Genomic DNA, 11,056 nt, shown 5'->3' with positions numbered 1-11,056 from the left:
ATTAGACGCCGTTTCCAGCGCTTATCCCAGAGTCAAGGGCAGGTTACTCACGTGTTACTCACCCGTTCGCCACTAATTCCTGGAGCAAGCTCCAGTTCATCGTTCGACTTGCATGTGTTAAGCACGCCGCCAGCGTTCGTCCTGAGCCAGGATCAAACTCTCCGTAAAAGAAAAAACAGTCCAACCGGAATAGGCCGGAACTGCTGAATTTGATGCTGACCAAAGAACAAAACAATCTGACGATTGTTGTTGTCCATTAATCTCAAAGAAACCTAAACACCACTCACAACCCCACCGAACGGTGAAGCCACAAGCAATGCCAGGGTATAATTTGGCATTTGACAATGTGCACGCTGTTGAGTTCTCAAGGACCAAACGCACCAGAAACCCGACCTTATGAAGGCCATCGTCCGAGGCAGCTGTGAAACCTTAGCACCAGATTACAATCCGTAAAACCAGTGACAATCACTCCCTAAGAAGCAATCCGTTCCCGTGGGAACGAGGCACTAACCTACATCATGTTTTCCAGTGTTGCAACTTGCTTGGTCCGAGGCCGTAATGGCAACTCGAGGACTTGGAAGCCGGTCACACTTGAGTTCCGGTGAGCTTCGCTCCGCCGAACCTTTGGGGTGACAAGAAAGAACCTTACACGGACAATCCGCCACACGTCCAAACCTCCACGCATCCCGGGCGTGTCGCCGCCGAAAACCCCGGAAACATCACGATCCCGCCCCAGAACGCCGCACACGGCCGCGCAGAGGCGACCGTGATCGGCGATAGACCCCTCCCCCGGGCCACATCAGGGGTGCTTGGACGGAGAACACGAGAGGCCCGCATCCCCTGGAAGGGATGCGGGCCTCTGTCGGTGGGGCGATGCGGTCAGCTGCGGACGCTCACACCCGCGAGCGTCTTCTTGCCGCGACGCAGGATGGCGCGTCGACCGACGAGCAGCGTCTCGCCCACCAGGGCGTCGCCATCCGTGACCCGCTCGTTGTTCAGGTAGACACCGCCCTCCGTCGCAGCCCGTCGGGCCGCCCCCAGGGATGAGACCAGACCCGTCTCGACGAGAGCGCGCGCCACGGTCGTGTCGGCATCCACCTCGGCGGACGGCAATTCGGCCATCGCGCTCGCCAGCGTCGACTCGTCGAGTGCGCCGAGGTCGCCGTTGCCGAACAAGGCGGCCGCCGCGTCGATGGCGGCCTGCGCGGCGGGTTCGCCGTGGACCAGCCGGGTGACCTCCCATGCCAGGGTGCGCTGCGCCTCCCTGGTGAACGGACGCTCGGCGACGACCGTCTCGAGCCGTTCGATCTCGGCCCGGTCGAGGAACGTGAAGACCTTGAGTCGGGACACCACGTCGGAGTCGTCGGTGTTGAGCCAGAACTGGTACATCGCGTAGGGGCTGGTGAGCTCGGGGTCGAGCCACACGGCGTTGCCTTCGCTCTTGCCGAACTTCGTGCCGTCGCTGTTGGTGATCAACGGCGTGCCGATGGCGTGCACCGCGACGCCCTCGGTGCGACGGATCAGCTCGGTGCCGCTGGTCAGGTTGCCCCACTGGTCGCTGCCGCCGGTCTGCAGCACGCAGTCGTACTCGCGGTACAGCTCGCGGAAGTCCAGCCCCTGGAGGATCTGGTAGCTGAACTCGGTGTAGCTGATGCCGGCGTCGCTGTTCAGACGGGCGCTCACCGCATCCTTCTTCAGCATGGTGTTCACCCGGAAGTTCTTACCGATGTCGCGAAGGAACTCGATGGCGCTGAGCGGCGCCGTCCAGTCGAGGTTGTTGACCACGCGCAGGCCGTTGTCACCGGAGGCTTCGAGGAACTTCACCACGTGGGCGCGGATGGACTCGACCCACTCGGCCGTCTGCTCGGGTGTCTTCAGCACGCGCTCGGCCGTCGGTCGCGGGTCGCCGATCAGACCGGTCGAGCCGCCGACCAGACCCAGCGGTCGGTGACCGGCCAGCTGGAGGCGGCGCATGGTCAGGAGCTGCACGAGGTTCCCGAGGTGGAGACTCGGCGCGGTCGGATCGAAACCGCAGTAGAACGTGATTGGCGGGCCGGCGAGCAGGGTCTTGAGGGAGTCGGCGTCGGTCGAGACGTGCACGAGGCCCCGCCAGACGAGCTCGCTCCACACGTCGTCGAACGTCGGGTCGTTTCGCTGGCCGGCCAGGACGTCTGCCGTCGATTCACTGGTCACCCGAGAACGGTACCAGCGTCAGCCCCGCCGACCGGTGCGCCTGGCGGCCGATCGGTAGACGGACACCGTCGGATCCCCCGCGATCCAGAACCGCCAGGGGCGGCTCTCGTGCCCGCCCTCCCCCGCGACCCCGACACGCGGCCCGGTCTCGACGACGGGCGACGGACCGGATGGGAGCTCGAGCGACAGCCGGCCTCCACCGAGGCGGGTGCCGTCGTCGGCGAGGTCGACTCCGAGAGCCGAGCCGAACCTCCCCGGCCCCCTCGCGAGATCGACCGCGCCGCGCGACGTCGTCCGTCTCGACCGGGCCGTGACGACGCCCTCCACGACCTCCCCCGACCGCAGGAGGAGACCCGATGCCTCGCCGACCGGGCCGCAGACGAGGTTGACGCATCGATGGATTCCGTACGACAGGTACACGTAGACCGTGCCGGCCGGACCGAACATGCTCGAGTTCCGGGCCGTCCTCCCCCGGTGGGCGTGCGAACCCGGGTCGTCGCCGACCCCCAGGTAGGCCTCGACCTCGGTCAGCCGGACGGCCACGTCGCCGAGTCGGACGACGGCCCCGAGGAGGCGCGGCGCCACCTCGAGGGCCGCCCCCGACAGCAGACGGGTCGCGTCGTCCGCCGGGGTCGACTCCATGGGCCTAGAAGAAGTCCTGGCCCGTCGTCACCACGATGACGACGACGGCGACGAGGACCACCACGCTGACCGCGACGACGACGGGCAGCAACCAGACCCGCCCGCGTCGCGGCTCGGACGGGCGTCGATCGCTCACGACGCCCTCGGGTCGAGATCGCGGGCCAGCCCGGCGACACGCGCGGTCAAAGCCTCGAGCTGCTCGGCGACGCGCTCAGGTGCCGTGCCTCCGGTGCCGCGACGACTCGCGATGGAGCCCTCGACGGTCAGCACCGGGCGGATCTCGGGGGTGAGATGCGGGGACACCGACGCGTACTGCTCGTCGGTCGGCTCGTCCAGCTCGAGCCCGTGCTGCTCGCAGAAGCGCACCAGCTCGCCGCTGATCTCGTGGGCGTCACGGAAGGCCACGCCCTGACGGACCAGCCATTCGGCCACGTCGGTGGCGAGCGAGAAGCCCTGCGGCGCCAGCTCGGCCATCCGCTGCTCGTCGAACTGCAGCGTCGCGACCAGACCGGTGAACGCGGGGAGCAGCACCTCGAGCTGGGTGACCGAGTCGAAGACGGGCTCTTTGTCCTCTTGCAGATCGCGGTTGTACGCGAGGGGCAGGCCCTTGAGTGTCGCGAGGAGACCCGTCAGGTTGCCGATCAGTCGACCCGACTTGCCGCGCGCGAGCTCGGCGATGTCCGGATTCTTCTTCTGCGGCATGATCGACGATCCGGTCGAGAACGCGTCGTGCAGTCGGACGAAGCCGAACTCGCGCGTCGACCAGAGGATGATCTCCTCCGACAACCGAGACAGGTCGATGCCGATCGACGCGGCGACGAAGGCGAACTCGGCGACGACGTCACGACTGGCGGTCGCGTCGATCGAGTTCTCGGTCGTGCGGTCGAAGCCGAGATCGCGGGCGACCTGAACCGGGTCGAGACCGAGCGAGCTGCCGGCAAGAGCGCCGGCCCCGTAGGGCGACGCCGAAGCACGGTGCGACCAGTCGCGGAGGCGCTCGAGGTCGCGGACGAGCGGCCAGGCATGGGCCAGCAGGTGATGCGCCAGCAGGACGGGCTGGGCGTGCTGCAGGTGCGTGCGCCCGGGCATGACCGCCGTGGGGTGGGCCGCCGCCTGAGCCGCGATGGCGTCGACCAGGTCGACGACGAGTCGCGAGATGGTGGCGGCGTGGTCGCGCAGGTACAACCGCACGAGCGTGGCGATCTGGTCGTTGCGGCTCCGGCCGGCCCGCAGACGGCCGCCGAGCTCGACCCCGGCGATGCCGATGAGACCGCGCTCGAGGGCAGAGTGCACGTCTTCGTCGGAGTCCGCGGCGACGAACGTCTGATCGGCGACGTCGGACTCGAGCCGGTCGAGCGCGTCGAGCATGGCGGTCAGCTCGTCGTCACCCAGGTAGCCCGCGGAGGCCAGGGCGCGAGCGTGGGCCCGCGAGCCGGCGATGTCGTACGGTGCCAGCTGCCAGTCGAACTGCGTCGACTTGCTCAGCGCGGCGAGCTCGGCCGACGGCCCGGAGGCGAAGCGGCCACCCCAGAGGGCGCCCGCCTCGCCTGCGCGCTGGTTCGGCGTCGTGTCGTCGGCCACTACTGCTGGGCCAGATCGCGGCGGGCCGAGATCTTGCTGGGCAGCGACCAGATCTCGATGAAGCCCTTCGAGAGCGACTGGTCGAACGTGTCGCCGGTGTCGTAGGTGGCGAGGTCGAAGTCGTAGAGGCTCGAATCGCTCTTCTGACCGGTGACGACGGCACGACCGCCCTGCAGCTTGAGACGGATGTCGCCCGACACGTACTTCTGCGTGTCGTCGATGAAGACGTCGAGCGAGCGCTTCAGGCCGGAGAACCACAGACCGTCGTAGACGAGGTTCGACCACTCGGCCTCGACGCCGCGCTTGTAGCGGCCGAGGTCGCGCTCGATGGTGAGGGCCTCGAGGGCCTCGTGCGCCTGGATGAGCGCGACGGCCCCCGGAGCCTCGTAGACCTCGCGGCTCTTGATGCCGACCAGGCGGTCCTCCACGACGTCGATGCGACCGACGCCGTGGGCTCCGGCGAGCTCGTTCATCTTCTCGACGATGCCGAGCGGCGTGTACGCGACGCCGTCGATGGCGACCGGGATGCCGGCCTCGAAGGTCACGACGACCTCGTCGGCGGGCTTGATGACCGAAGGGTCTTGCGTGTACTCGTACAGGTCTTCGATCGGCGGGTTCCACGGGTCTTCGAGGAAACCGGTCTCGACCGCGCGTCCCCAGACGTTCTTGTCGATCGAGTAGGGGTTCGCGGCGCTCTGACGGATCGGCAGGTTGTGCTGCTCGGCGTAGACGATCGCCTTGTCGCGGGTCAGCGCGAGGTCGCGGACGGGCGCGATGCTCGTCAGGTCGGGTGCGAGGGCGGCGACCGCAGCCTCGAAGCGCACCTGGTCGTTGCCCTTTCCGGTGCAGCCGTGGGCGACGCTGTCCGCGCCGAGCTCCTTCGCGACGCGCGCCAGGTGGCGGGCGATCAGCGGACGGCTGAGGGCGCTCACCAGCGGGTAGGTCTTCTGGTACATGGCGTTCGCCTTGAGGGCGGGCATCAGGTAGTCGCGCCCGAACTCCTCCTTGGCGTCGACGACGACCGACTCGACGGCGCCGCAGTCGAGGGCGCGCTGACGGATGTCGTTCATGTCCTCACCGCCCTGTCCGACGTCGACGGCCAGAGCCACCACCTCCTTGCCGGTGGCGTCGGCGAGCCAGCCGATGCCGACCGAGGTGTCGAGGCCTCCTGAGTATGCGAGGACGACGCGTTCCGTCATGGTTCTCCTTGGTTCGTATGCGGGGTGCGGGGCCGGTGGCCCGGACTGTGCCGGGCCACCGGATGTTCGGGGTGCGGTCGCAGGGCGACCGCGACTGCTCGGAGCCTGTGCGTCAGTGCTCGAGCAGCCAGGTGAGCAGTGCCTTCTGGGCGTGGACGCGGTTCTCCGCTTCGTCCCAGATGACGCTGGTCGGGCCGTCGATGACCTCCGTCTCGACCTCGTAGCCGCGGTCGGCGGGGAGGCAGTGCAGGAAGATCGCGTCGTCGTCGGCCTCGGCCATCAGGGCCCGATCGACCTTGAAGCCGCCGAAGACGGCGACCCGCGCCTCCTTCTCGTCCTCCTTGCCCATCGACACCCAGGTGTCGGTGACGACGACGTCGGCCCCGGCGACCGCCGCGTGCACGTCGGAGGTGACCTGCACGGAGCCGCCGGTGGCGGCGGCGATGCGCTCGGCGTCACGGACTACGGCCCCGTCGGGCTGGAAGCCATCGGGGGCCCCGATCCGCACGTGCATGCCCGCCGTCGCGCCGGCCAGGAGGTACGACTGGCCCATGTTGCAGCGGCCGTCGCCCACGAAGGCGACCGTCAGACCGGCCAGCGCGCCCTTCTTCTCGCGGATCGTCTGCAGATCGGCGAGCAGCTGGCAGGGGTGGAAGTCGTCGCTCAGCGCGTTGACGACGGGGACGGTCGCCCCCTCCGCCATCTCCTCCAGACCGGACTGCGCGTAGGTGCGCCAGACGATCGCGGAGACCATCCGCTCGAGCACACGCGCGGTGTCGGACGGGGTCTCTTTACCGCCGAGCTGGCTGTTGGCCGTCGCGATGATCAGCGGGCTCCCGCCGAGGTCGGCGATGCCCACCGCGAACGAGACCCGGGTGCGGGTCGACGACTTGTCGAAGATGACGGCGACCGTCTGCGGGCCCTCGAGGGGGCGACGCGACCACCGGTCGGCCTTGAGCTCGTCGGCGAGGTCGAGGACCTCGAGCAGCTCGCTCGGGCTGAGGTCGTCGTCGCGGAGGAAGTGGCGGGTCATGCGAGACCTTTCAGGACGGGGGCGAAGAGGGCGATGAACTCGTCGATCTCGGCGTCGCCCACGATGAGCGGGGGCGCGAGACGGATGCTCGAGTCGTTCGGAGCGTTGATGATGAGGCCGGCGTCGAGCGCGGCCGCGGCGAGCTCGGCCGCGACGGGCTGCGTCAGGCCGATGCCCACGAGCAGACCGCGCCCCCGGATCTCGCCGATGAGCGGCGAGTCGAGTGCCGTCAGCGCGGCCCGGAGGCGCTCGCCCTGGACGACCGCGTTGACGATGAGACCAGAGTCTTCGATCTCGCGGAGGACCGCGTTGGCGGCCGCGGTGGCGAGCGGGTTGCCGCCGAATGTCGTGCCGTGCTGCCCGGCCTCGAAGAGCGCGGAGGCCTCGCCGAAGGTGACGAGGGCACCGATGGGCACGCCGCCGGCGATCCCCTTGGCGACCGTGATCGCGTCGGGGACGACGTCGAACTGCTGGAAGGCGAACCAGGAGCCCGTCCGACCGACACCCGTCTGGATCTCGTCGAGGACGAGCAGGGCGCCGTGCCGCGTGGAGAGCTCGCGGGCCTTCTCGAGGAATCCCTCGGGCAGGTCGAGGACACCCGCCTCGCCCTTGATCGGTTCGACGAAGAGGGCGGCCACGTGATCGTCGAACGCCGCCTCGAGCGCCTCGACGGTGCTGTCGATGTGCTCGACGCCGGCGACCATCGGCTCGAAGGGCTCGCGGAGCGCCGGCTTGCCGGTCAGTGCGAGGGACCCCATGGTGCGTCCGTGGAAGGAGTTCTGCAGAGCGAGGATGCGCGTCTTCGACCCGTCGCCGCGATTGAGACGGGCCAGCTTGAAGGCCGCCTCGTTGGCCTCGGCCCCGCTGTTGCCGAAGAACACGCGACCGGCGTCGCCGGCACCCGTGATCCGCTTCAGGCGCTCGGCCAGCTCGAGCTGCGGCTCGGTCGCGAAGTAGTTCGACACGTGGATGATCGACGCGGCCTGGGTCGACAGGGCCTCGATCAAGGCCGGATGCGCATGACCGAGCGCGTTGACGGCGATGCCGGCCAGGAAGTCGAGATAGCGCTTGCCCTCGACGTCGAACACCGAGCAGCCCTCGCCGTGCGACAGCATCACCTTCGGGGTGGACAGCGAGCCCATCAACGAGTCGCCGAATCGGCGCTGCCAGGTACCGCCTTGGGTCTGGATCATGGTCACGACTGTCCTTTCTTCTCGGTGCCGTCGTCGACGGCGGGGGTGTTGGTGGAAGTGACGACGGGCGCGCCGTACGACGCCGCCCGGTCGTCGGGGATGACTTCGGTGCCGGACCCGCGCTGGGTGAAGACCTCGAGGAGGATGGAGTGCGGGATGCGCCCGTCGATGATGGTCGCTCCCCCGACGCCGCCGACGACCGACTCGAGGCACGCCGTCATCTTCGGGATCATGCCCGACTCGAGCGACGGCAGCAGATCGGTGAGCGCCGAGACGGTGATCGCCGCCACGAGCGACTCCCGGTTCGGCCAGTCGCTGTACAGCCCGGGCACGTCCGTCAGCATGACGAGCTTCGTGGCGCCGAGCGCGATGGCGAGGGCGCCCGCCGCCGCGTCGGCGTTGACGTTGAGCGCCGAGTCGGGGTGGGCCTCGTTCGTCGCGATCGACGACACCACCGGGATGCGACCCGCCGCGATCTCGTCCAGCACCGCCCGCGGGTCGACCTCGGTGATGTCGCCGACGTGACCGAGGTCGAACGTCTCGCCGTCGATGACGACACCGCGGCGCCGCCCCTCGAAGAGCGTGCTGTCTTCGCCGGACACCCCTCGGGCGAGGTCGCCGTGCTCGTTGATCAGGTCGACGATCTCACGGTTGACCTCGCCTGCGAGGACGTCGCGGACGACCGAGATCGCCTCGGTGCTCGTGTACCGGTACCCCCCGCGGAACTCGCTCGGGATGCCGGCGGCCGCCAGCGCGGCCGAGATCTGCGGACCCCCGCCGTGCACGACCACCGGGAAGAGCCCCGCGTAGCGGAGGTAGACCATGTCTTCGGCGAAGGCCCGCTTGAGGGCGTCGTCGACCATGGCGTTGCCGCCGAACTTGACGACGACCACCGTGCCGGAGAATCGCTTCAGCCAGGGCAGCGACTCGATCAGGGTGGCGGCCTTGACGGCCGCGAGCTCCTGCTCGTCGCTGTGCACCACGTCGGAGACGGCCATCAGCTGGAGTACGCGCTGTTCTCGTGCACGTAATCGTGCGTGAGGTCGTTCGTGAGGATCGTCGCCTCGTGGCCGCCCGACCGGAGGTCGACGAGCACGTGGACGGCGCGCGCCGTCAGGTCGACGGCGTCGCTCGGTCGATCGGGCGCCCCCGCGTGGCAGACGCGGACGCCGTTCATGGAGACGTCGACGTCGTAGGGATCGAACTCGGCCGAGGTCGTCCCGATCGCCGCCAGGACGCGGCCCCAGTTCGGATCGTTGCCGAAGACCGCGGCCTTGAAGAGGTTGTTGCGGGCGATCGAGCGCCCGACCTCGACGGCGTCGTCGTCGCTCGCGGCCCCGACGATCTCGATGCGGATGTCGTGCGAGGCGCCCTCGGCGTCGGCCTGCAGCTGCTCGGCGAGGTCGGCGCAGAGCTCCGTCACCGCAGCCCGGAACTCCTCTGCGTCGGGGATGACGCCCGACTCGCCGCTGGCGAGGAGCAGCACGGTGTCGTTGGTCGACATGCAGCCGTCGGAGTCGAGACGGTCGAAGGTGACCCGCGTCGCGGAGCGGAGCGCGTCGTCCAGCCCGCCGTGGTCGACGTCGGCGTCGGTCGTGAGCACGACGAGCATGGTCGCCAGACCCGGTGCCAGCATGCCGGCGCCCTTCGCCATGCCGCCGACCACCCAGCCGTCGCCCGCGACGACGGCCTGCTTCGGCTTCGTGTCGGTCGTCATGATCGCCGTCGCCGCGTCGAGGCCGCCGTCGGCCGTCAGCGCCGACGCCGCGGCGATCGAGCCGGAGAGGACCTTGTCGCGGAAGACCTGGTCGCCGACGCCGATGAGACCCGTCGAGCACACCACCACGTCACCGGCCGACACGCCGAGCGCCTCGGCGACCGTCTCGGCGGTCGCGTGCGTCGTCTGGAAGCCGAACGGACCCGTGAAGCAGTTCGCGCCTCCTGAATTCAGCACGACGGCCTCGGCGATGCCGTCGCCGACCACCTGCTGCGACCAGAGCACGGGGTGGGCCTTGGCCCGGTTGCTGGTGAAGACCGCCGCCGCGCTCTTGCGGCGCCCGCGGTTGACGACGAGGGCGACATCGGGTCGACCGCTCGTCTTGAGGCCCGCCGTGACACCGGCGGCGACGAATCCCTGGGCTGCGGTGACGCTCACGGTGCCACTCCGTTCACGGTGAGGCCCGCGGTCTCGGGGAGACCGAGGGCGATGTTGGCGGACTGCACCGCGGCGCCCGCGGTGCCCTTCGCCAGGTTGTCGATGGCGCTGACCACGACCAGCCGGTCGGCGTCGACGTCGACCGCGAGTCCGATGAGGGCGGTGTTGGCGCCGACGGTGTCGGCCGTGCGCGGGAACTCGCCCGCGGGCAGGAGGTGCACGAACGGCTCGTCGGCGTAGGCGATCTCGTACGCGGCGCGCACGTCGCTCTCGCTCACGCCGGGAGCCAGCGTGGCCGTCGAGGTCGCCAGGATGCCCCGCGACATCGGCACGAGGACGGGGGTGAACGAGATGCTCACCTCGGTGGCGCCGGCGACGCGGAGGTTCTGCTGTATCTCGGGCACATGGCGGTGGGTGCCGCCCACCCCGTAGGCCGACGCCGAACCGAGGATCTCGCCGGCGAGGAGGTGCGGCTTCAGAGCCTTGCCCGCGCCCGAGGGCGCGACGGCGAGCACGGAGACGATGTCGGTGCTCTCGACGAGACCGGCACGGACCGCCGGAGCGAGAGCCAGGGTGATCGCGGTCACGTTGCAGCCGGGCGCCGCGATGCGACGCTCGCCGACGAGCGCCTCGCGCTGCCGCGTGCCGTCGGCGTGGACGAGCTCGGGGAGACCGTAGGCCCACGCCCCGTAGAACTCGGTGCCGTAGAACCGGGCCCAGTCGGCCTCGTCGGTGAGGCGGTGATCGGCCCCGCAGTCGACGACGAGCGTCTCGGCGGGCAGCTCGGCCGTGATGGCCCCGGACTTGCCGTGAGGCAGGGCGAGGAACACGACGTCGTGACCGGCGAGGTTCTCGGCCGTCGTCTCGACGAGGGTCAGGTGCGCGAGCGAGCGCAGCTGGGGTTGCAGCGCGATGAGCGGCTGCCCGGCGTTCTGGAACGCCGTGACGGTGCGCACCTCGAAGTCGGGATGCGCGGCGAGGAGCCGGAGCAGCTCGCCGCCGGCGTAGCCGCTGGCGCCGGCGACGGCAACGGAATGAGGCATGGGTCCACCCTAATGTT

Annotated in this window: 10 protein-coding genes and 1 rRNA gene; all 11 read right to left on the bottom strand. The window is 69.2% G+C overall.

Annotation, left to right across the window (positions count from 1 at the left end; genetic code table 11):
- Positions 1-168: ribosomal RNA gene (locus ACZ6JE_RS02890) — 16S ribosomal RNA — on the bottom strand; the annotation flags it as partial.
- A gap of 711 nt (positions 169-879) precedes the next feature.
- A complete protein-coding gene (gene tyrS, locus ACZ6JE_RS02885; RefSeq protein ID WP_464318168.1) occupies positions 880-2,193 on the bottom strand; it encodes a tyrosine--tRNA ligase in 1,314 nt (437 codons plus the stop codon).
- An 18-nt stretch (positions 2,194-2,211) separates the two neighbouring features.
- The gene (locus ACZ6JE_RS02880; RefSeq protein ID WP_464318167.1) at positions 2,212-2,835 is read right to left on the bottom strand and encodes a DNA-3-methyladenine glycosylase; all 624 of its coding nucleotides are present in this window, start codon (positions 2,833-2,835) and stop codon (positions 2,212-2,214) included.
- 4 nt (positions 2,836-2,839) lie between these two features.
- Positions 2,840-2,971 (bottom strand): hypothetical protein, encoded by a 132-nt coding sequence (locus ACZ6JE_RS02875; RefSeq protein ID WP_464318166.1) that lies wholly within the window; start codon positions 2,969-2,971, stop codon positions 2,840-2,842.
- Positions 2,968-4,416 carry an argininosuccinate lyase gene (argH, locus tag ACZ6JE_RS02870; protein ID WP_464318165.1) on the bottom strand — a complete coding sequence of 483 codons (1,449 nt, stop codon included), beginning with the start codon at positions 4,414-4,416 and terminating at the stop codon, positions 2,968-2,970. Before argH ends, ACZ6JE_RS02875 begins: the two co-directional genes overlap by 4 nt.
- On the bottom strand, positions 4,416-5,615 hold the full coding sequence (locus tag ACZ6JE_RS02865; RefSeq protein WP_192060163.1) for an argininosuccinate synthase: 1,200 nt from the start codon (positions 5,613-5,615) through the stop codon (positions 4,416-4,418). Before ACZ6JE_RS02865 ends, argH begins: the two co-directional genes overlap by 1 nt.
- Before the next feature lie 112 nt (positions 5,616-5,727).
- Positions 5,728-6,648 (bottom strand): ornithine carbamoyltransferase, encoded by a 921-nt coding sequence (argF, locus tag ACZ6JE_RS02860; RefSeq protein ID WP_464318164.1) that lies wholly within the window; start codon positions 6,646-6,648, stop codon positions 5,728-5,730.
- The gene (locus ACZ6JE_RS02855; protein ID WP_192060161.1) at positions 6,645-7,841 is read right to left on the bottom strand and encodes an acetylornithine transaminase; all 1,197 of its coding nucleotides are present in this window, start codon (positions 7,839-7,841) and stop codon (positions 6,645-6,647) included. The genes argF and ACZ6JE_RS02855 overlap by 4 nt, the downstream gene beginning before the upstream one ends.
- 2 nt (positions 7,842-7,843) lie before the next feature.
- Entirely contained in the window at positions 7,844-8,839 is a 996-nt protein-coding gene (argB, locus tag ACZ6JE_RS02850; protein WP_192060160.1) for an acetylglutamate kinase, read from the bottom strand.
- Complete coding sequence (gene argJ, locus ACZ6JE_RS02845) at positions 8,839-9,996, bottom strand: bifunctional glutamate N-acetyltransferase/amino-acid acetyltransferase ArgJ (protein WP_464318163.1); 1,158 nt, start codon at positions 9,994-9,996, stop codon at positions 8,839-8,841. Before argJ ends, argB begins: the two co-directional genes overlap by 1 nt.
- A complete protein-coding gene (argC, locus tag ACZ6JE_RS02840; RefSeq protein WP_463464604.1) occupies positions 9,993-11,039 on the bottom strand; it encodes an N-acetyl-gamma-glutamyl-phosphate reductase in 1,047 nt (348 codons plus the stop codon). The genes argJ and argC overlap by 4 nt, the downstream gene beginning before the upstream one ends.
- Positions 11,040-11,056: the final 17 nt, after the last annotated feature.

Source organism: Frigoribacterium sp. AC759, assembly GCF_979256015.1.
Note: the sequence above shows the minus strand (reverse complement) of the source record. Positions and strands in the feature narration are given on the sequence as shown.